The sequence below is a fragment of the Schauerella aestuarii genome, from assembly GCF_009866805.1.
In the GTDB taxonomy this organism is placed as follows: Bacteria; Pseudomonadota; Gammaproteobacteria; order Burkholderiales; family Burkholderiaceae_B; genus Schauerella; species Schauerella aestuarii.
The window spans coordinates 681,952-704,562 of the sequence record NZ_SIZW01000042.1; the positions used below are offsets into that span (position 1 = coordinate 681,952).

The 22,611-nt window shown below is 63.5% G+C and carries 13 protein-coding genes and 1 tRNA gene; 10 read left to right on the plus strand and 4 right to left on the minus strand.

Annotated features, from left to right (window positions below):
- Positions 1–80: 80 nt before the first annotated feature.
- The 5 genes from EYW45_RS18285 to EYW45_RS18305 are packed head-to-tail and all read left to right on the plus strand — an operon-like array spanning position 81 to position 5,486.
- Complete coding sequence (locus EYW45_RS18285) at positions 81–1,175, plus strand: ABC transporter substrate-binding protein (protein ID WP_161136843.1); 1,095 nt, start codon at positions 81–83, stop codon at positions 1,173–1,175.
- Positions 1,172–2,320, plus strand: coding sequence for an ABC transporter ATP-binding protein (locus tag EYW45_RS18290; RefSeq protein WP_161136844.1), 1,149 nt, complete (start codon positions 1,172–1,174; stop codon positions 2,318–2,320). The genes EYW45_RS18285 and EYW45_RS18290 overlap by 4 nt, the downstream gene beginning before the upstream one ends.
- On the plus strand, positions 2,317–3,198 hold the full coding sequence (locus tag EYW45_RS18295; RefSeq protein WP_161136845.1) for an ABC transporter permease: 882 nt from the start codon (positions 2,317–2,319) through the stop codon (positions 3,196–3,198). Before EYW45_RS18290 ends, EYW45_RS18295 begins: the two co-directional genes overlap by 4 nt.
- Complete coding sequence (locus EYW45_RS18300) at positions 3,188–4,006, plus strand: ABC transporter permease (RefSeq protein WP_161136846.1); 819 nt, start codon at positions 3,188–3,190, stop codon at positions 4,004–4,006. Before EYW45_RS18295 ends, EYW45_RS18300 begins: the two co-directional genes overlap by 11 nt.
- Positions 4,007–4,019: 13 nt before the next feature.
- A complete protein-coding gene (locus EYW45_RS18305) occupies positions 4,020–5,486 on the plus strand; it encodes an FAD/NAD(P)-binding protein (RefSeq protein ID WP_161136847.1) in 1,467 nt (488 codons plus the stop codon).
- Between the two features lie 60 nt (positions 5,487–5,546).
- Here EYW45_RS18305 and EYW45_RS18310 read toward each other — a convergent pair whose 3' ends face one another.
- The 4 genes from EYW45_RS18310 to EYW45_RS18325 form a co-directional block, all read right to left on the minus strand.
- Entirely contained in the window at positions 5,547–6,329 is a 783-nt protein-coding gene (locus EYW45_RS18310; protein ID WP_161136848.1) for a 3-hydroxybutyrate dehydrogenase, read from the minus strand.
- A gap of 38 nt (positions 6,330–6,367) precedes the next feature.
- Positions 6,368–7,120 (minus strand): acetoacetate decarboxylase, encoded by a 753-nt coding sequence (locus EYW45_RS18315; protein WP_161136849.1) that lies wholly within the window; start codon positions 7,118–7,120, stop codon positions 6,368–6,370.
- Positions 7,117–8,316: a DUF3734 domain-containing protein gene (locus EYW45_RS18320; protein WP_161136850.1), complete on the minus strand. Its 1,200-nt coding sequence runs from the start codon at positions 8,314–8,316 to the stop codon at positions 7,117–7,119. The genes EYW45_RS18315 and EYW45_RS18320 overlap by 4 nt, the downstream gene beginning before the upstream one ends.
- A 177-nt stretch (positions 8,317–8,493) precedes the next feature.
- Positions 8,494–9,630, minus strand: a complete 1,137-nt coding sequence (locus EYW45_RS18325) for a DSD1 family PLP-dependent enzyme (protein WP_161136851.1) — start codon at positions 9,628–9,630, stop codon at positions 8,494–8,496.
- Positions 9,631–9,832: 202 nt separating this feature from the next.
- Between EYW45_RS18325 and EYW45_RS18330 the strand changes: the two genes are divergently transcribed.
- From EYW45_RS18330 to EYW45_RS18350, 5 genes are all read left to right on the plus strand, one after another.
- Positions 9,833–10,735 carry a LysR family transcriptional regulator gene (locus tag EYW45_RS18330; RefSeq protein WP_161136852.1) on the plus strand — a complete coding sequence of 301 codons (903 nt, stop codon included), beginning with the start codon at positions 9,833–9,835 and terminating at the stop codon, positions 10,733–10,735.
- A gap of 54 nt (positions 10,736–10,789) precedes the next feature.
- Complete coding sequence (gene xth, locus EYW45_RS18335) at positions 10,790–11,569, plus strand: exodeoxyribonuclease III (RefSeq protein WP_161136853.1); 780 nt, start codon at positions 10,790–10,792, stop codon at positions 11,567–11,569.
- A gap of 70 nt (positions 11,570–11,639) precedes the next feature.
- Positions 11,640–11,715, plus strand: a tRNA-Ala gene (locus EYW45_RS18340).
- Between the two features lie 283 nt (positions 11,716–11,998).
- Positions 11,999–13,237 (plus strand): glycoside hydrolase family 5 protein, encoded by a 1,239-nt coding sequence (locus EYW45_RS18345; RefSeq protein WP_202444786.1) that lies wholly within the window; start codon positions 11,999–12,001, stop codon positions 13,235–13,237.
- A gap of 527 nt (positions 13,238–13,764) precedes the next feature.
- Complete coding sequence (locus tag EYW45_RS18350) at positions 13,765–22,479, plus strand: GH36-type glycosyl hydrolase domain-containing protein (RefSeq protein WP_161136855.1); 8,715 nt, start codon at positions 13,765–13,767, stop codon at positions 22,477–22,479.
- Positions 22,480–22,611: the final 132 nt, after the last annotated feature.

Genomic DNA, 22,611 nt, shown 5'->3' on the forward strand with positions numbered 1-22,611 from the left:
GACCTCCGCATCTGACAACCGAATCTGCCACACAGGCCTGCCCCCCAGACCTCGCAATACTATCTCCTCTGGAGTACGACATGAAGAAACGTTGGTTTGCCCCCCTGCTGGCTGTGACGCTGGTCATGGGCTTGGCCGCTTGCAAGGATAAAGGCGCCGAAACGGCTGCGGCGCCCGCCGCGACCGACCGCGTCGTGATCGGCGTGTATGGCGGCGACTGGGAAAAGAACATCCGCGCCTCCGGCCTCGAACAATATGCACGCGACAACAATATCCGCGTCGATATCGTGCCCGGCGCCGATGCCGAATGGTTCGCCAAATTGCGCGCCGCCAATGGCAACAACCCGCCGTACGATATCGTGGTGTTCCAGCCGGATACCGTGCAACGCGCACAAGCCGCCGGTGTGCTCGAACCGCTCGATGCCGCGCGCGCACCCAATCTGGCCAAGCTCTATCCCTCGGTGCAGGAACGCTTCAAGTCCGATGGGAAAATCTACGCAGCGGCTTTCAGCCTGGGGCAGTTGGGTTTGGCATACCGCAGCGATCTGGTTACCACACCGCCCACCAGCTGGCTTGATCTGTGGAAGCCCGAATACAAAGGTCACGTCGCCATCTCGTCGCCCACGTATGCGGCCGGACTGCAGTTTTTCGCCGGCCTGACCCACGCGCTCGGCGGTGATTTGAAGAATGAAGCCGATGTCGACAAAACGTTTGCCAAGCTGACCGAGCTGCGCGGCAATGCCGTCGCATTCCCGGATAGCCCCGGCGCCATTCAGACGCTGCTCGAACGCGGCGATGCGTGGGTCGTGCCCTACTGGGACGGTCGCGTATTTGCCCTGCAGAAGGCCGGTTTGAAGATCGATTTTGCCTACCCCACCGACGGTCCCGTCGTCGGCGCGGCCAATTGGGTCATCGCCAAGGGCGCCCCCAATATGGTCAACGCCTACAAATTGGTCGACTTCCTGTCCAGCGCCAAGGTGCAGAAGGAATTTTCGGATCGCTCGCTGTATGGCATGACCAATCAGGACGTGCAATACAACGAAGAATTGAAAAAGCAGGTTCAGGTGGGCGAAGACGCCTACAAAAAGCTGATCTGGGTCGACTACTCGGTCGCCACGCCCAAACTGGCTGACTGGACCTCGCGTTGGAGCCAGGCATTGGGCGGCGGTAAATGAGCGCCATCGATATCGCAGGCGTAAGCCGACTGTTCGGCGAGACGACGGCCCTTGCCGGTGTGGATCTGACGATTCGCGACGGCGAGTTTTTTTCGTTGCTGGGCCCCAGCGGGTGCGGCAAGACGACGTTGTTGAACATCGTTGCCGGCTTCCTGGCCCCTACCACCGGCAGCGTGCGGATTGGCGGCCGCGATATCACGGCGTTGCCGCCCTACAAACGCGACATCGGCATGGTGTTTCAGAACTATGCCTTGTTTCCGCACTTGAGTGTGGCGGACAACGTGGCTTACGGCCTCTCGGTGCGCAAGCGGCCGGCGGCCGAGTCGCGGCAGCGTGTGGAAGAAGTGCTCAATCTGGTCAAGCTCAACCACCTGGCCGATCGGATGCCGCATCAGTTATCCGGCGGCCAGCAGCAGCGCGTGGCCATCGCCCGTGCGCTGGCCGTCGAACCGCAAGTGTTGCTGCTCGATGAGCCGCTATCCAATCTGGATGCCAAGCTGCGCAAGGAAATGCAGTCCGAACTGCGCAGCTTGCAGCGGCGCGTGGGGATCACCACCGTACTGGTCACGCACGATCAGGAAGAAGCCCTGAGTTTGTCGGATCGCATTGGCATCCTGGGTGCCGGACACCTGCAGCAGATCGGCAGTCCGCTCGAACTCTATCGGCGGCCCGCCAACCGATTTGTGGCGGAGTTCGTGGGCCAGGCGAACCTGCTCGATGCCACACCGTCGGCGGACGGCACCGCATATGAGGTCGCCACCCATCAAGTTGCCACCGGTGCGGCGTTGCGTCTGCACACGGGTAGGCCCGTGAGCACCCGCGCGTTGCTGATGTTGCGGCCGGAGCGCATTCGTGTCGAGCGCACCGGTGCGCAAGCAGCGGCCGAATCCGCACCGAATGGGCCGGGTCAACACGCCGGCCAGCCCAACCGTGCTTACGGCATCCTGCGCGACGCCAGCTACACCGGCGCCTCTCTGCGCCTCGTGGTCGAGTTGGGCGGCGGCGGCGATCTGATCGTGCAGGCGCCCGACACCGCGTTTCCTGACCTGCCCGCGCAGGGCTTGCCGCTGGCATTGGCTTGGCATGCCGACGACATCGTGGTGCTCGATCAGGGCTCGATCGCAACGGATGCGGCAACCGCATGAACGCCCCCGCCGCCAATCGCGCCAGTACGCAGTTTTCGTGGCTGCTGCTTTCGCCCAGCCTGCTCTTTCTGATCGTGTTTCTGGTGTTGCCGGGGTTGCTTCTGGCAGCGTTGAGCCTGCGCGATGTGGACGCGCTGCTCACGGTGCTTCCCACTTACAGCTTCTCGCAGTACACGGGCATCTTCAGCTCTCCGGCTTATCTGGGTGCGTTGTGGACCACGCTGTGGGTGTCGCTGGCGACCGCCTTCTTTTGCGTGCTGCTGGCTTACCCGGCCGCATGGCTGCTGGTCACCGCGCCCAACCGCACGGTACGCACACTGCTCTATGTGATCCTGGTGTCGCCGTTACTCACCAGTGTCGTCATTCGCACCTTTGCCTGGATCGTGTTGCTTGCGCAAAACGGGCTCATCAACGCCACGCTGATCAAGCTCGGGTTCACCGATAAGCCGCTCGCGCTTCTCTGGAACATGAAGGCTGTGATCATTGCCTATGTGCAAGTGATGTTGCCCTTTGCGGTGCTGCCGATCGCCACTTCGCTCGGCGAAATACCGCCCGCGCTCACGCGTGCCTCCATGGTGCTCGGCGCCGGGCGGGTGGCGACGTTTCGGCGCGTGATCCTGCCACTCACGCTCCCTGGCATGATGACGGGCTTCATCATCGTGTTTGCGCTGGCCGCAGGCAGCTACATCACGCCGCTTCTGATTGGCGGGCGCCTGCAACCCTTGCTACCCATCTCGATTTATCAGCAAGCGGTACAGATCGCGAACCTGCCGCTTGCCGCCGCCTTGTCGTTGACGCTGCTGGTGGTGACCGGCGCCGTGGCGTTCATCCTGGGCGGGTTCCTCAAACGTTGGGAAAGAAAGACCTATGGCCATTGATCTCTCCGCCAACGGGCAACGCCGCTTCGACGGCCTGCGGCTGCTGTCGTGGCTTGCCGGGGGCCTGGTCTACCTGTTCCTGCTGCTGCCGGTACTGGTCATCGTGCTGTCGGCGTTCAGCCCGCAGGCCTATCCCCAGTTTCCGCCCGAGTCGTTTTCACTGCGCTGGTTCAAATCGCTGGCCGAGAATCCCGCGTGGAGGAATGCCCTCATCAACAGCGCGATTCTGCTGCTCATCGTCACGCCATTGACGGTCCTGCTGGGCACGACTGCCGCCTACGCGCTGGCGCGGCTTGAATTTCGCGGCCGCGAATTCCTGCAGGCGTTCGTGCTCTCACCGTTGATGATCCCCCAGGTGGTGCTCGGCATCGCGCTGCTTTACGTGCTGACGGCCATGGGCATGGGCGGATCGTTCATCGGTCTGGCCGCCGGTCACATCATCGTGGCATTGCCCTACACCGTACGCACCGCGAGCGTGAGCCTGGCCGCGGTGGATCGCCGCCTGGAATCCGCGTCGATGAGTTTGGGTGCGGGACCCTGGCACACCTTTCGTCACGTCACCCTGCCCCTGATCAAACCCGGCATCGTGGCAGGCGCCGTGTTCGCCGCGGTGACGTCGTTCGGCGAAGTCTCGGTGAGCCTGTTTCTTACCGCACCCAGCACCGTCACCATGCCGGTGCGCATCTTCACCTACATCGATCAAACCTTCGATCCGGCGGTCAATGCGGTATCGGTCATCTTCATCGTGCTGGCCGTGCTCGCGCTGATCGTGATCGAGAAGACGATCGGCCTGACGAAAGTGATGTGAGGCAGTCAGAATAATGGACGACCGTAGCGCGGCCATTGCGGCCCATGACGCAGACGTGGCGCGCGATCTTGCGCGGCTCAACTATCCGCCCAACAACTGGATGCCGGCCACGTATGCGCCCGATGGCAGGCCGATGCTCGACGTGCTGGTTGTAGGCGCCGGCATGTGCGGTCAGACCGCCGCCTTTGCGCTCCTGCGGGAAGGTGTGCGGCATCTGCGGGTGATCGACAGCGCCCCCGCAGGGCTGGAGGGCCCCTGGGGCACATTTGCCCGTATGCCCACGCTGCGCTCGCCCAAGCACATCAATGGCCCCGACCTCGGCATACCCAGCCTGACGTTTCGCGCGTGGTTTTCGGCGCGGCACGGCGAAGCCACCTGGGATGCGCTCTACAAGATCGATCGTCTCGATTGGCTGCGCTACCTGCTCTGGGTACGGCAGATCGTTGGCGTGCCGGTGGAAAACGGCGTGCGCTTGCGATCGCTCACGCTCGTGCCCGGTGGCGTGCAGGCCGAACTGGAGCATGCCGATCGTGCGGAAACGGTCGTCGCGCGGCGCGTGGTGCTGGCGCTCGGCCGGGACGGCAGCGGCGAGGCACGCCGACTGCCTTTCCCTTCGTTCCATTCCGATTCGGCAGACGCTCGGGCGCGCGTTTTTCATTCGTCCGACCCGATCGACTTCAGCGCGCTGCGGGGCAAGCACGTCGCCATGCTAGGCGCGGGGTCCTCGGCGTTCGACAATGCCGGAACTGCGCTCGAAGCCGGTGCGTCGTCCGTCACGATGTATGCCCGGCGCCCGCACTTGCCGCAGGTGAACAAGTCGAAATGGTCGGTATTCAGCGGCTTCATGAAAGGGTATGCGGGCTTGAGCGACGCCCAGCGCTGGCGCTTCTACACCTACATCCTGGCGCAGCAAGCGCCCCCGCCGCACGAATCGGTGCTGCGATGCCAAAAGCACGCCGGATTCTCGATACGCTTCAGTACGCCCTGGCGCGATCTGACGGCAGACCACACAGGCGTTGCGATCACGACCGATCATGGCGTGACGCGCTACGACGCCGCGATCCTCGCAACCGGTTTTGCGGTCGACCTGCCCGCACGTGCCGAATTGGCAGCGTTGCGCCCCCATATCGCCGTCTGGCGCGATCGGGTGAGTACGGATGAGGCTACCCGATACGCCGAAGCCGCACGATTTCCTTATCTGGGCCCTGGATTCGAATTGCAGGAAAACGTGCCGGGATCCGCCCCCGATATCGACCGCATACACGTCTTCAACTGGGGCAGCACCATGAGCCACGGTGCATTGGCGGGCGATATTCCGGGCCTGGCCACCGGTGCGTTGCGGCTGGCCGAAGGCGTCGTGCGGCGGCTGTTCGCGGAGGATGCCGAGCGGCACTACGAGGCGCTGGCAGCGTTTGAAGACCCGGAACTGTTGCCCACGGATTACTTCGTGCCGCGCGAGGCAAGATCGACGCGCGCCTGATCACTCACCCTCGATCGTCCGCCGCGAGCCCAGTCGGTAGGCCGTTGACCTGGCGGTGATTCACTGCATGAACCAGCCGTGGCTCACGACCAGGGATTGCCCGGTCAATGCGTTGGTCGGGAACGCCGCAAACAGCAGCGCCACGCGCGCGACATCGTCGGTGGTGGTGAACTCGCCATCCACCGTATCCTTCAACATCACTTCTTTGACGACCTGCTCTTCGCTGATGCCCAGCGTCTTGGCCTGCTCGGGAATCTGCTTCTCCACCAGCGGCGTACGCACGAACCCCGGGCAAATCACGTTTGCACGCACCCCATGCTTGGCGCCTTCCTTGGCCACCGTTTTGGCCAGCCCGATCAAGCCGTGCTTGGCCGTCACGTACGGCGCCTTCAGCAGCGACGCCTCTTTCGAGTGCACCGATCCCATATAAATCACACTGCCGCCCCGGCCTTGCGCATACATGTGCTTCAGGCATGCCCGCGTGGTGAGAAACGCGCCGTCCAGGTGAATGGCCAGCATCTTCTTCCAGTCGGCGAACGAAAACGCTTCAACCGGATGCACGATCTGGATGCCGGCATTGCTGATCAAAATATCGATCCCGCCAAATGCCTGCGCCGCCGCCTCCACGCCCGCGTTGACCTGATCTTCATCGGTCACATCCATGGCCACCCCGATCGCCTGCGCACCCGACGCCACCAGTTCGGCGGCCGTGGCATCGGCCGCGGTCTGGTTCAGATCCGCGATCACGATCCTGGCACCTTCTCGTGCGAACACAATGGCGATTTCCTTGCCGATACCGCTGGCCGAACCGGTAATGAACGCGACTTTATCTTTGAGCTGCATACGATTCCTCGAGATACGAAAACGCCGCCTGAAAGCGATCAGACGGCCAGGTAATCCAACTCGACCGTGCCTAATGCCAAGGTCATGTCGGCGATGTAATGCACGGCCGATTCAATCTGCAGCACCGGCAGGTCCGTCACCGGCGCCAGCGCATGCGGATGCAGTTCGAGCGAGGCGGGTCCCGTCCACGCGCCATGCAACGTGACATCGGTCATGTAATACCGCACCAGCTCGCAAATGCGCGCGGTACCGTCCACATGCGGAATGATCTTGAGTAGAAAATTGGGTTGCGCGATCGAAGCGAGGATAGGCGCGTGATCGAGTGCGCGGTGCTTGAACGCCATCGTGGCGCGCGCCACCCTCACCCGACCGTAATCAAGCGTACCCACGATCGTGTCGGTCTCATAATCCAGCACCGGCGTGGCGAGCTTCTTCGGAAAGCCCCATAACTCACGCCCACCGGCAATCGGCGGATGATCGTTCAAATACATGGCATGCACATACGCGCCCTGCTCCAGGCCTGCCTTCGTGTGCAACTGCACCGGAATGACCTGCCCGGACTCCGTGTAATCGCCGAAGCCGGTGGAATCTGGCATGCGGATGAACTCGTATTTGACAAGGGGCGCCACCACCTCGAGCGGCTCGGGCACCACGGCCCGCAAGGCATCCATATCGGTGCGATAGGTAATCACCACGAACTCGCGCTGCATGAAACGATATGGCCCCGGCGGAAACGCCGGGCTGGTGAAAGGCATGGCAAACGCGTTACGTCGCAGATCGTCGATCTTCATGCGATCTGCTCCTCGGCGGGATCGGCATGCGGACGTTTGATACGCACCGCGCCGCCCTCACCCAAATCGAACGTCGTCACGCCATTGACGTCGCCATTGCGGCGCAATGCGGCGGGATTGGATAACGTCATGTGCATATCGCGCATGCCGGCGTCCCAGTGCTCCTCCATCGTCGCGCGCGAAAACTCGTAATCCTTCGAGTCGCCCTCATAGGCCTTGTCGCGATAGATCAGGTGAAAGATATCCACCGGCGCATGCGTCAGTTGCTCGCAGATCGCTTTCACGCTTGCATCGCGCTTCAATGCCGCCGGCAGCTTGTCCATCAAATCGGCAATCGCCTGCTGCAGGTTGACGTTGGCGGCCAACACGTCGGTATTCATGCGGGTGCGGCTCGAATAGGTAATGTCTTTCTGACGCGTCAAGACTTCCGACAACGTATGCGGCATGGCGCCACGTGCGCTGAACAGATCGACTTGCACCACCGTCAGCGGGTGCCGCCTGGGATGCTTGTCCAACACATATTGCAGCGGCGTGTTCGAAACGAGCCCGCCGTCCCAAAACGCATCGTCGCCGATCTCCACTGGCGCGAAGCCGGGCGGCAACGCGCCGCTCGCCATGATGTGCTCCGGACCGATCCGGCGCGTCGTGTGCTTGCCATCGTCGTTATCGAAATAGCTCGAATTGCCCGTACGCACATTGACCGCGCCTACACTCAACCGCACTTCCGCAGCGTTGATGCGGTCGAAATCCACGAGTGACTCGAGCGTGCTTTTGAGTGGCGAGGTGTCGTAGTAGCTGAGCACGGGCGCCGCGCCGCCCAGCAACAGCGCCGGGGACAAACGCGGTTTGAAGAAACCCGGGATGCCGTACAGAGAGGCCAGGTTTGCGCTCCACTGATTCAGGGTGGCGCGATTCGCCAGCCACTGCGGCAGGTGCTGCGCGGGACTGGACGACACCAATTCCCAGAAGGCACGCAATCTATCGACGCGATGCTCGGCGGCGTTACCGGCGATCAACGCTGCGTTGATCGCCCCGATCGACACCCCGGCGACCCACTTCGGCAGCGCCTTGGGGTGCTCGCTGAGCGCCGCATACACGCCTGCCTGATATGCCCCCAGTGCCCCACCACCCTGCAGGACGAAGGCGTGCGCGCCAGCCCGCTGCAGCGGCCCATCAGTCGATCTGCGCGTCGTCATGGCAACGCTCCCGAAATCCACATCCGGTGTTCGAAAACGACGTCGGAATTCCTGTCCATGCGAGCCTTGGGTTCGGGCACTTGCGATACGCGCGCCGTATCGAACGGTGTTCGCCGTGCTGCAGCGAATACGTTCGATAGTAGAGCTTTACCCCTGATCGTCAACCGCTTTCTTGGCTTACCACCCGTGAAAACGGCTCCAGGTTTGCAACGATCCGTCCTGCGAAACCGCCTGATATTCAGGAAACTGCGTGCCCGTCGCGCATGCATGATTGGGGAGAATGCGCAATCGCGTGCCCGTGGGAAAACGCGTCACGACGTCGGGATCTGCCGCCCCATCGCGCGCGAGAATCCCGTGCTCCTGATTGGCGCCGATCATCAGATAGCCTTCCAACCGCTCGCCATCGGGCGCACAGACGACGCCATAGCCGAAATCGCGTTGCTGCTTGGACGTGCCCCGGTCACGGCTCATCGCCATCCAGCCGGCATCAACGATCACCCAGCCTTTTTCCGCTTGATGGCCGATCACGGTGGTCAGCACGCTCAACGCAAGTTCGTCCACGTCGCACACGCCAACGTTATGCATGACCAGATCGAAGAACACGTACACGCCGGCGCGCAATTCGGTCACGCCCGTCAGATTGGCGGCTTCCAGCGCCGTTGGCGTCGAGCCTACGCTCACCACCGCGCACGGCAGGCCCGCTGCACGCAATCGGTCGGCGGCGTGCACGCAGCCCACGCGCTCCTGCTCCGCCAGCGCAGCCAGCGCCTCGGAGGTATTCAATTCATAACTCGATCCCGCGTGCGTGAGCACCCCGGCCAGGGTCATCCCCCCGTCGTGCAGCACCCGTCCCACGTCGAGCAGCAGGGGGTCGGTGGGCGTAATCCCCGATCGGTGTCCGTCGGTGTCGATCTCGATCAATACCGGAAACACCTCGTTGTGCGCTTGGCCAAAATCCGCAATGGCCTGCGCCCCCACCACGCTATCGGTGATGATCGTCAGATCGCAACCCCGTCGCCGCAACGCCAGCGCATGCGGCAGGCGATGCGGCGCCATGCCTACGGCATAGAGGATGTCCTTGATGCCGGCGTCGAAGAACTGATCCGCTTCTTTCAGTGTTGACACCGTGATGCCCTGGGCGCCGGCGGCGACTTGCGCATGCACCACCTCGGCGCATTTCGAGGTTTTGGCATGCGGGCGAAACCGTACGCCCAGGCGATCGGCGCATTGCTGCATGCGCTCGATGTTGTGCTGCATGCGGCTCAGATCGATGAGCGCTGCGGGCGTGTCCAGGGTATCGAATGCGGGCGTCATAGGGTAGGCGTCACTTTAAAACGAGGATCGAGGAGCGGGAAAGGGCAAATGAGCGGCGAAGCCTGGCGGTCGGCCGGGTCTGCGGTGAGCGATTGGCGATCTGACGTTCGCGCCAGCGCAGAGCGCGGATCAATCCGAAATGTAGGCGCTATTTCCCCGCCCGTGCTTAAATCGAGCATCATCTATCGTTAAGCCAGGCTGAATGATCCAGCTCGAAGACTTGCAGTTGGCCGCCGCACTCCTGCGCGAACCTTCTCTCAGCGCCGCCGCACGCGCATTGGGTGTGACGCCACCCGCACTCTCGATGCGGCTGCGCAAACTCGAAACCACGCTGGGCTTGGCGCTCGCCACGCGAACGTCGCGCAGGATGAGCCTTACCTCCGAGGGCGAGCGATTCGGTCGCGAGGCGCAAGCGCTCCTGACTCAGATCGACAGCTTGCAGACGTCACTGCAGCGCGACGACAAACAGCTAAGCGGCACCCTGCGTATCGCAGCACCCTTCGGCTATGGTCGCCGCTACGTCGCGCCGGCGCTGGCTATATTTGCCGGGTTACATCCGGGACTGCGTCTCCAACTGGATCTGCTCGAAACCCCTTGGCCCGATCGCCACGACGCCGATGCGATTATTCATATCGGCACCGTGCGCGATTCATCGTGGGTGGCGCGCACGCTGGTAGCCAATGAACGCTGGTTGTGCGCCAGCCCTGCTTATCTTGCGGCGCGCGGCACGCCGCGCTTGCCGCGCGACCTGGCTCATCACGCCTGCATTTGCATTCGCGAGAACGATGAAGATGTCACGCTGTGGCATCTGCGTGCCGCAGCCGCCAGCGTCACCCATCGCGCCGAAACGCTGCGGATAGACCCAGCCTTCGTCAGCAACGATGGCGATGTCGCCCGACAGTGGGCCGAAGCAGGCCTTGGACTGGTCCTGCGATCCGAATGGGATGTGGCCGATCCGATTGCTCGGGGAGATCTGGTCCGGGTGCTGTCCGACTGGGCGTTCGATAGCGCACCGGTCGTGCTGCTGGTGCCCACCCGCAAGGGTCGAACGGCAAGGGTGCAGGCGCTGGTGGCATTCATGCAGGGACACTTTGCAGGTCGATAATGCGGGCGCAGTAAACTTCGCTCCTTGCCCTTCATCGATGATTCTAGAAACCGTATGCGCCTTGCCACCTGGAACGTGAACTCCCTGAATGTCCGCCTGCCGCAGGTGCTCGACTGGCTCGCCGCCAACCCTGTAGACGCGCTGTGCATCCAGGAGCTCAAACTGGCGCACGACAAATTCCCGCTGGATGCATTCAAGGAAGTGGGTTACCACGCCGAGTGGGCAGGCCAGAAAACCTATAACGGTGTGGCCATCGTGTCGCGCGAACCGGCGCACAGTGTGGTGCGCAACATTCCCGGCATGGAAGACCTCCAGCAGCGCGTGATCGCTGTGACCTTGCCCAGCACCGCGGGCGACGTGCGCGTGATCTGCGCGTATTGCCCGAATGGTCAATCGCTCGATTCGGACAAGTACGTGTACAAGCTCGGCTGGTTTGCGGAGCTCAAACGATGGCTCGAACAGGAACTCGCCCAGCATCCCCTTCTGGCGATTCTGGGCGATTACAACGTGGCGCCTGCCGATGAAGACGTCCACAACCCCGAAAAGTGGGAAGGCCAGGTGCTGGTGTCCCCGCCCGAACGCGAAGCCTATTTCGACCTGCTCAAACTTGGCCTGACGGACTCGTTCCGCATGTTTGAACAACCGGAAAAGTCGTTTAGCTGGTGGGACTATCGCCAGTTCGGCTTTCGGCGCAATGCGGGCCTGCGCATCGACCATGTGTTGCTCTCGGAGGCGCTCAAATCGGTATGCACCGCATGCGTCATCGACAAGGGTCCGCGCGGCAATACACAACCGTCGGATCACACGCCCGTGATCGCCACGCTGTCGATCTGACACGGGTGTCAGAACACGCGTTTCGGGCGCTGGTCACGCAGATATTTCGTGCTATATTGCCTGACGATTTGGGGCGGTAGCTCAGCTGGGAGAGCGTCGCGTTCGCAATGCGAAGGTCGGGAGTTCGATCCTCCTCCGCTCCACCAATATTCCATGCAAAAAGCCTTGAAATTCACATTTCAAGGCTTTTTTGTTGGCCGCAAGAGCGATAGCGCGCCGCAACCTCGCCATAAGTGCTGCCGCTCAAACTACTCGAGCGACTTTTACTTTCGGCTTGGTCGTTGAGCAGCAAAACGCGGCACAATTTTGCGGATGTCGCACCGCTTCGCTTACCTCGTTTCCCTCCCCCACTTTCTTCGTTGTCTGGCGCCCGCCGTCCTTCTCGCTTCAAGCCTGTTCTGGAATGTGCTCTCCCACGCGGCAGAGCCCGTGGGGCGCGAATCTTCGCCAGTTCAGGCGCAGCCACGCCAAGATTCCGTCGAGCATGAAGATGGGCCCAAGCCGTCCGCCCAGCGTCTGTCCTTCTGGAACGTTCCACGCGCCGGCGGCAACAGCTTCAATCGACTGCCTCCTACGCTTGACTATTTCAAGGCGCTCAAAGCCTACGGTGCCGAATGGGTGCGGCTGTCCTACGACAAATGGAAGCCGGCTCAACGCGATTTCCTGTTGGGCAACGCCGATAAGTACGACCATCTCGCGCCCGCTGACCTGGCAACGCTGCGCGCCACACTGGATCGCGCGCACGCCGCCGGTTTGAAGGTGGTCGTGACGCCGTTATCGCTACCCGGCATGCGCTGGTCGCAAAACAACGGCGGCACGTTCGACGATCGGCTCTGGCAAGATCGCACGTACTGGGATCAGTCAGCCGCATTCTGGCGTGACATGGCCACGGCATTGAAGGATCATCCCGCGATCGCCGCCTACAACCTGATCAACGAGCCCGCGCCGGAAAAGCAAAGCACCCTGGCCGAGCATGCCGACGCCGACACCATGCGCGCCTGGTATGCCGATCAGCGCGGCACCATGCGCGACCTGCCGGCCTTCTACGCACACGTCATCGCTGCCATACGCGAGGTCGACCGCGATACGCCGGTGATGGTGGATGCCGGATGGTTTGCCGCAGCCGACGCATTTGCGTACTGGCCCTATCCGCTGGACGATCGCCGCGTGCTGTACAGCGTGCACATGTACGAGCCGTATGCCGCCACGAGTGCGCCCAATCTGAAACGCCAGCCGCCCTACGACTATCCCGGCCTCGTACCCTTTGCCGGATCATTAGGCCGTTGGGATGCCACGCGCGTGGCGCAGTATCTGCGGCAAGCGTTCGACTGGTCCGCCATGCACAGCGTGCCGGCCAATCGCATGGTCGTCGGCGAACTGGGATGCGTGCGTCAAATGCCATGGTGCGCGCAATACCTGGAGGATGTGCTCGGCACGATCGACAAGCTTGAAGCGCATTGGGCGTTTTACAGCTTTCGCGAAGATGCCTGGGACGCAATGGACTACGAGCTCGGCCAGGCGAAAGTGCCGTCGGCCTATTGGCAGGCCATCGAACAAGGTCTCCCGGATCCCGTTGCTCGCCGCGCCACACCCGAGTTCGAACCGATCGCCAGGCGGCTTGCACCGCGAATCGGTCATGTTCCGGTTGCCGTGCCCGCCGTCAATTGATTGCAAAGATACTTCCCCGTTACGTGAGATAAGGGCGTATGCTGGGCCGTGCCGGTTTGGCACTCAATGGTTGCGGTTTTAGGAGTTCGTCATGGCCAAAGGTCAGGTACGCGGTAACCGCGAAGTTAAAAAACCCAAGCAACCCCCAAAGCCTACGACGCCGGCGTCGCCTTTTGGCGCCACGACATCCCGGGCTGGCGCACAAGCCGCCGATAAGAAGAAATAAGCACGATCGCTTGCAGTAGTTCGATCGCTTGATCGGTCGCTTGGTTTGTGCCGAGCGACCGCCTTTGAGCCTGCACGTGCAGGCCATTTCGTTGCAGCGTTGCGGCAGGCCATGCTTTCACCTGCTGCCCCCCCCCTCCTTTTCAGTTCTCGCTTCACCCGTTCAGTTCCCTCATCGGCCCAGTTGCATGACGCGCGACTAGCGGATGATGTCGCCCGCGCACGCCCGCTTGATCAGTACCGACGCCCTGTCGGCGTACTCGCTTCGCCTGTCGCGAGCCAACCTTGGCCAGAGAGGCGCCATGTTCACACTTTCCTCACTCATGGGCGCGCGCGCGCCATCGCTGTGGACGTCGCACGCGCCCGTGCGCGACGAGTTGTTCGGCGTTGAACGCCTGGAGCAGCATGCCGCCAGCTTGGCGGCCGCGCAAATCGTCACCCTCAAGCCGCCCAAGGTGCTGTCGCTGCGCATCCGCTTGAAAGACAATGCGAACGTGCTGCTGGCCGCCTACCGCGCAAGCGCGATCGAGCTGGAAAGTGGACATAAAGTGGTGCCCGCTGCCGAATGGTTGCTGGACAATTACCATCTGGTCGAAGCGCAGATTCGCGAAATCCGCGACGACCTTCCTCCAGGCTACTACCACCAGTTGCCCAAACTCGCGTCCGGCCCTTTCGCAGGCTATCCGCGGGTGTTTGGACTGGCTTGGGCCTACGTGGCGCATTCGGATAGCCACGTCGACCAGGAATCGCTGCGGCGATTCGTCGCGGCTTATCAGCATGTGCAGCCCCTCGAAATCGGCGAGCTATGGGCCGTGGCGATTACGTTGCGTATCGTCCTCATCGAGAACCTCCGGCGCCTCGCGGACCAGATGACCGCAGGACGCGCCGTGCGCGGTCAGGCCGATATGCTGGCCGAGCAATTGCGCGATACCGATCGCCCGCAGCGCCTGCTGGATGCCGCCGACGCGGCATGGCCTGCGTCACCTCTGGCTGAGTTGTTTGCGGCGCAACTCGCCAAGCGACTACGCGATCAGGATCCGCGCACGACGCCCGCTCTCGCCTGGCTGGAAGAGCGGCTCAAACGGCAAGCGCTATCCCTCGAAGAGGCGGTGCAACACGCCCAACTTCGTCAAGGCGCCTCGAACGTGAGCGTGCGCAATGTGATTACCAGCATGCGCTTGATCTCCGATATCGACTGGGCCGACTGGTTCGAAAGCGTCAGCCTGGTCGACGAGCGCTTGCGTCGTGCCAGCCCTTTCGCCGACATGGATTTCGCGACCCGCAACCGCTATCGCAGTGCCATCGAGCAACTGGCGCGCGGCGCCCCGCTCTCGGAATTGGACATCACCGACGCCGCGCTGGCGACCGCTCGAAAAAGCGCCGCGCAAGCCGCCACCGCCTTCGAAGCCGATCTTGCGGCATCGAGCGGCGATGCCGCGTCAAGGGCTACCGTCACGTCCACGCGACTCGGCCTGAACATCGATGCGGCCCGGCTCGCCGACCCCGGCTATCACTTGATTGCCGAAGGCCGCCCGGCGTTCGAACGCATCATCGGCTTCAAGCAACCCGTCAGGCTGCGGCTCAACCGGTTGCACGTCCGATTGGGCATGGGGGGCTACATCGGCGCCATCCTGGTCGTGACATTGGGATTGCTCGCGTTGGCGCTTTGGGCATTGAACACCGCGGATGTCGGCGTTGGATGGCTGATCGCCTACGCGTTGCTCGTTTGCATTCCGGCTACCGAAACCGCCACGGCCGTCATCAACCGTGTGGTGGCGTGGCACGTGGGCGCGTCAGCGCTACCGGGGCTGGAGCTGGCGTCAGGCGTGCCGTCGCACCTGCGCACCCTGATCGCGGTGCCCGCCTTGCTCACCAATGATGCCGAAGTGCTGGAACACATCGAGCAGCTCGAAGTGCATCATCTGAGCGGCGCCGGAGGCGACCTCTCGTTTGCCCTGGTGCTGGATGGCGTGGACGCCGATCGCGACGTGCTGCCGCAAGACGCTGCAACACTCGCCACTGCTGCCGCTGCCATCGCGCGGTTGAACGCCCGGTACGCCTCGTCGGCCGGTGGCCCACGCTTTATCCTGCTGTACCGCCGTCGCGTCTTCAACCCCGCCGAGCAAACCTGGATGGGCTGGGAGCGTAAACGGGGCAAGCTCCATGAACTCAATCGACTCTTGCGCGGCGCGGCGGATACGACGTTCATCGCGATCGATGGCGTGGCGCCGCAGGTTCCCTCAGGCGTCAAGTATGTGCTGACGCTGGACGCGGATACCCGGTTGCCGCGCGACGCCGCGTTGCACTTGATCGGCAAGATGGCGCATCCCTTGAACCGGCCGCGTTTTTCGCAAAGCGAGCAACGCGTGGTGGGCGGCTATGCGATTCTGCAGCCGCGCGTGACACCTGCGTTGCCGATCGGGCGCGAGGGGTCGCTGTATCAACGGGTGTTCTCCAGCCCAGGGGGCATGGATCCGTACGCCAGCGCGGTATCCGATGTGTACCAGGATCTATTTGGCGAAGGTTCGTTCACCGGCAAGGGCATCTACGACGTCGACGCCGTGGAAGCGGCGCTGGCGGGCCGCATTCCGCAGAATACGATGCTCAGTCACGACCTGTTCGAAGGCGTCTTCGCCCGCGCAGGCCTGGCGTCGGATATCGAAGTGGTCGAGGATGTGCCGGCCCGGTACGATGTGGCCGCAAAGCGCCAGCATCGCTGGACCCGGGGCGACTGGCAACTGCTGCCGTGGATCACGGGCCGCCGTCCGCTCACCGGCACAGGGCGCGGCAAGATGCTCGACAACCTGCGCCGCTCGCTGCAGGCACCGCTTTCGTTCGCGACGCTGGCACTCTGTGCCTTCATGCCGCTTGACGCCGGCGTCATCGGTGCCGCGCTGATCGTGGCAGGGCTCGCACTGCCGGCCATCATGCCAGGCGCGTTCGGCCTCTGGCCGCGCCGCAGTGGCATCCTGGTACAGCATCATCTGGCCATGCTGGCTGCCGACATGCGGCGCGCGATGTTGCAAGTCGCACTGGCGTTGGCGTTCATGGCCGATCAAGCGTGGCGCATGTGCGACGCGATCGTGCGCACACTCGTGCGCCTGGTCACGCGACGCCGTTTGCTGGAATGGACGACATCGGCCCAATCCGGGCGCAATCCGCGCTTGCGGATCGCCGGGTTCTACCGCGAGATGGCACCGAGCTGTGTGGCAGCTGTGGTAATGGCGTTGACTGCCGTTGCGGTTGTGCCGGCCTCGTGGCCGCTGCCGCTGGTACTCGCACTGCTCTGGCTGGGCGCCCCGGCACTGGCCTGGCGCGTAAGCCGATCCCCAAGGGTGCCGCAGCGCTTGACGCTCTCTGCCGAAGACGCTCAGGACCTGCGATTGATCGCCAGGCGAACATGGCGGTTCTTCGAAACGTTCGTGACGCCGCTCGACAATATGCTGCCGCCGGACAATTTTCAGGAGACGCCCAAGCCGGTGATCGCCTCGCGCACCTCGCCGACCAACATCGGGCTTTATCTGCTCTCGGCAGTCAGTGCGCGCGATTTCGGCTGGGCGGGCACCCACGAGATCGTGGACCGGATCGAAGCCACGTTTGCCACGCTGCACAAGTTGCCGCGATTCAACGGTCACTTCTATAACTGGTACGGCACGCGCGAACTCGATGCGCTGGCGCCCGCCTATGTGTCGTCGGTGGATAGCGGCAATCTCGCGGGGCATTTGATCGCATTGGCCAATGCCTGCGATGAGTGGCGCGAGCAGCCGGTGTCGCGGCACGTGCAGACCGGATTGCACGACACGCTGATGCTGGCCCGTCTGTCGGCCGGCGCGCACATCGGCGCCACACCCGCTGCGCAAGATCCGCTCGGTGCAGTACTCGATGAACTCGATGTGGCGCTGCTCGGCACGCAGGATCTCGATGCCATGCTGCCCGTGGTCAAACGCCTGGCGGACAAGGCAACGACGCTGGCGCATGTGCATTTGCCGGCCGCCGAGGCCGGCCCGGGTGCCGACACGCTGTTCTGGATCGACGCACTGCGCCACGCGGTGACCGACCACCTGCACGATCGCGCCATGCGGGCCGACGGGGGGCATACGATCGGCGACATTCATCCCCTGGATCACCGTTTGATGGCCGTGGCCGCCACCGCGCGGCAACTCGCCTGGGACATGGATTTTGCGTTTCTGCTCGATCCGGAGCGCAAGCTGCTCTCGATCGGCTACAGCGTGCCGGACAACCAGATCGACACCAACTGCTACGACCTCCTCGCCTCCGAAGCGCGGCTGGCCAGCCTCTTCGCCATTGCGAAGGGCGACGTGGCCACCCGGCACTGGTTTCGCTTGAGCCGGTCGGCGACGCCGATGGGCAACGGCTCGGCGTTGATTTCCTGGTCGGGCTCGATGTTCGAATATTTGATGCCCTCGCTCGTGATGCGCGCACCGGCCGGCAGCCTGCTCGAGCAGACCAATCGTCTGGTCGTCGATCGCCAGGCGGCCTACGGTCGCTCGCTCGGTATTCCGTGGGGAGTGTCCGAATCCGCCTACAACGCGCGCGACATCGACTTCACCTATCAATACGCCAACTTCGGCGTGCCGGGCCTGGGCTTAAAGCGCGGGCTGTCCGAGAACGTCGTCATCGCGCCGTACGCCACCGGCTTGGCCACCATGGTCGATCCCCATGCGGCGCGCAGCAACTTTGCGTTGATGGCCAGCATGGGTGCGCTGGGCCACTACGGCTTCTATGAAGCGCTCGATTTCACCCGTTCACGCTTGCCTGAGGATGAGAGCGTCGCCATCGTTTATAACTACATGGCCCATCACCAGGGCATGACCATCGTCGCCATTGCCAACACGCTGCATGACGGATGCATGCGGGCCCGCTTTCACGCCGAGCCGGCGATTCAGGCGTGCGAGCTGTTGCTGCAAGAGCGTTTGCCGCGCGATGTGGCGATCGCACACCCGCGCGCCGAAGAAGTCAAAACCGCAGCGGCCGGCACCATTGGGGACGCGCCCACCGTTCGCCGGCTCACGTCCACGCCGATGGGCGCGCCGGTCACCCACCTGCTTTCCAACGGCCGCTATGCGGTCATGCTTACGACGGCGGGCGGCGGCTATAGCCGATGGCACGATATGGCCGTAACGCGCTGGCGGGAAGACACGACGCGCGACGATGGCGGTTCGTTCGTTTTCATTCGCGACCGTCAAACGGGCTTGATCTGGTCGGCGGGCGTACAGCCCGTCGGCATCGAAAGCCGGCATAGCGATGTGGTGTTCGGTGAGGATCACGCCGCCTTTACCCGCCACGATGGGCCCCTGACGACCAGCATGGAAGTGATGGTGTCGGGCGAAGACGACGGCGAAGTGCGACGGATCACCATCGTCAACAGCGGACGGCGCGCGCGCGAACTCGACATCACATCGTATGCCGAGCTCGTCCTTGCCACCCCCGCAGCGGACAACGCCCACCCGGCATTCGCCAAGCTTTTCGTCGTGACCGAGTATCTGCCGGAGTTCGGTGCACTGGTGGCCACCCGCCGGCCGCGCGCGCATGGCGAAGTGCAGGTATGGGCGGCGCATTTTCCGGTGATCGAAGCACAGGTGGCCGCCGCGCCGCAGTACGAGTCCGACCGGGCCAAGTTCGTCGGCCGCGGCCGCACCGTGGGCACGGCACAGGCCATCTTCAGTCAAACTGCACTATCCAACACGGTTGGCACGGTGCTTGACCCCATCTTCTCATTGCGCCAGCGCATTCGCGTCACCCCGGGAACGGTGGCGCGCATCGCCTTCTGGACGGTGGTGGCGAGTTCACGCGAAGCATTGCTCGACCTGATCGACCGGCACCACGACCGCAGCGCCTTTGACCGCGCCAAAACGTTGGCGTGGACGCAGGCCCAGGTGCAATTGCGTCATCTGGATATCGATACCGAAGAGGCCGCGGATTTCCAGCGTTTGGCCGCGCCTATTCTGTATGCCGACGGCCGCTTCCGCGCGCCGTCCGACACCATCGCAAGGGGCCTGCGCGATCAGAAAGCGCTTTGGCCGCACGCCATCTCGGGCGATCTGCCCATCGTGCTGCTGCGGGTGGACGACATCGAAGACATGCCGATGGTGCGCCAGATGCTGCGCGCGCACGAATACTGGCGCATGAAACGGCTGGCCGTAGACCTGGTGATCATCAACGAACGCGCGTCGTCGTATGTACAGGACCTGCAGATCGCGATCGACACCGCCGTGCGCAGCAATCAGGCGCGCCCGGCGCTCAAGGGCCTGGCGCAAGGCACCGTCTACACCCTGCGCGCCGATCTGATGACTGTGGAAGCCCGGGCGCTGCTGCAGGCCGTGGCGCGGATCGCCCTCATCGCCAGACGCGGTTCGATCGCCACTCAATTGGCACGGATGCCCGCGCTTGCCCTGCCGATGCCCAAACCGGTCGCCTACACGCCAACCCCGGTTGCGCCGACGGCCACAGGCACGGTAAGGATCGACACGGATGCCCTGGAATTCTTCAATGGCTTGGGCGGTTTTGCCAAGGACGGCCGCGAATATGTGGTCGTCTTGGAGAAGGATACGGTGACGCCGGCCCCCTGGATCAACGTGATCGCCAACCCGACGTTTGGTTGCCAGGTGTCGGCCGAAGGCAACGGCTATACGTGGGCCGGCAGCAGCCGCGAGAATCAGCTCACGCAATGGTCCAACGATCCTGTCGTCGATCCCCCAAGCGAAGCGATCTACGTGCGGGATGAAGTAACGGGCGACGTCTGCTCGGCCAGCGCCCAGCCGATACGCGATGATGGCACCTATGTTACGCGGCACGGCTTCGGCTACAGCCGTTTCGAACACATGGCCCACGGCATCGCGCTGGATCTGCTGCAATTCGTGCCGCTGGAGGATCCGGTCAAGATCTCGCGCATGGTGCTGCGCAACCTGTCGGGCCGCACCCGCCGCGTGTCGGTGACCGCGTATGCGGAATGGGTGCTCGGCACGTTGCGCGGCGCCTCCGCCCCCTTCATCGTCACCGAAATCGATGAAGGATGTGGCGCACTTTTCGCCCGCAATCCATACAGTATGGTCTTCACCGACCGGGTGGCGTTCATGGATATGGCCGGCCTGCAAACCTCGTATACGGGCGACCGCACGGCATTCATCGGCCGCAACGGCAGTCTCGCCCGGCCGGCGGCACTGTACAGCCCGCCGCCCTTGCCCGGCACCACCGGTGCCGGCATCGACCCCTGCGGTGCGCTGCAACGGGTGTTCGAGCTCGCGCCGGGCGAGTCGATCGAGACCACCTACCTGATGGGTCAGTGCGCCTCGACCGAAGAGGCCCGTGCGCTGGTGCTGAAAATGCGCGGCGCCGATCTCGACGCCGCGCTCGAACGCGTGACGGCGCATTGGGATGGCGTACTGGGCACCGTTCAGGTCAAGACGCCCGATCGCGCCATGGACATCATGCTCAACGGCTGGCTGCTCTATCAAACGCTGGCCTGCCGCGTGTGGGCCCGATCGGCGTTCTACCAGGCGAGCGGCGCCTACGGCTTTCGGGATCAACTGCAGGACGGCATGGCGCTCACGCTGGCCATGCCGCAAGAAACCCGCAGTCACTTGCTGCGGGCGGCCGGACGCCAATTTCCCGAAGGTGACGTACAACATTGGTGGCTCCCGCACTCGGGCCAGGGTGTGCGTACGCACATCTCCGACGATCGCGTATGGCTGGCCTACGCCGTCGCCACCTACGTCGCGCGCACGGGCGACGCCGCGGTTCTGGCGCAACCGGTGCCGTTCATCGAAGGCGCTCGGCTGGCGCCTGAAGAACACGATGCGTTCTTCCAACCGATGACCGGCGACGAGTCGGCGAGTTTGCTCGAGCATTGTGCCCGCGGACTGGATCAATGCCTCACACGCGTCGGTCAACACGGATTGCCGTTGATGGGCACCGGGGATTGGAACGATGGAATGAACAAAGTGGGTGAGCATGGCCGCGGCGAGAGCGTGTGGCTGGGATGGTTGCAGATCCGGGCCATCGCGATCTTCGCGCCACTTGCCGAAGCGCAGGCGCCCGCACGTGCCGCCGCCTGGCGCGCCCATGCCGCGGCCGTGCGCCAGGCCATCGAGCACAGCGCGTGGGACGGCGCCTGGTATCGGCGTGCCACCTTCGACGACGGCACCTGGCTGGGCGGCAAGGATAGCGAAGCGTGCCGCATCGACGCCATCGCGCAATCCTGGGCCGTGCTGTCGCAAGCGGCCGATCCGGCACGCGCGCGCATGGCGATGACGTCCGTCGAACAGCACCTTATTTCGGACGACCACGATCTGTCGCTGCTCTTCGCGCCGCCTTTCGATCACCCGTCACGCGATCCTGGCTACATCGCCGGCTACCCGCCGGGTCTGCGCGAAAACGGCGGGCAGTACAGCCATGCGGCCATGTGGAACATCCTGGCATTCGCCGCATTGGACGACGGCGATCGCGCCCATCGTCTCTTTGCACGCCTGAATCCCATCAATCATGCGCGCCATCCCGATGCGGTCGCCCGCTACAAAGTCGAGCCCTACGTGGTGGCCGCCGACGTGTATGCCGTGGCGCCCCACACCGGGCGTGGCGGCTGGACCTGGTACACCGGTTCGGCGGGCTGGATGCACCAGGCGGGAGTGGAAGGCATCCTCGGCATTCGGCAGGTCGACGGCGGATTGTCGATCGATCCGCGGTTGCCGGCCGATTGGCCTGGATTCGAGGCCACCATCACGATTGGCGACACCCACTACGCCATCAGCGTCACCGTCGCGCCGTCCCCCACGATGCCGACGATCGAGGCCGGCGCACCCGTCGCGCGGCTACCCATCCACTATCAAGCACAACTGGATGGCGTGGAGATGATGCGCGATGAAAGCGGCGCATCGACCGGCGCCCCCGTGCGCGTGCCGCTGCAAGGCGGACATCACCGGTTGACGATCCGGCAGACGCGCCAGGCGTCGAGTGCGGAAGTCAGGTTGCCGTCGACGGTATCGTCTCAGGCGGACTGACCCGGCATGCCGGCACATCCATCGTCACCGCGTGAGGCGCGGTAGCGATGGACTGCGATGAACGACGTGAATGTATGGCGCTCGGCTCGGTGGCTGGCGGATTTAAGATGATCCCATGCACGGGCGCCCGCG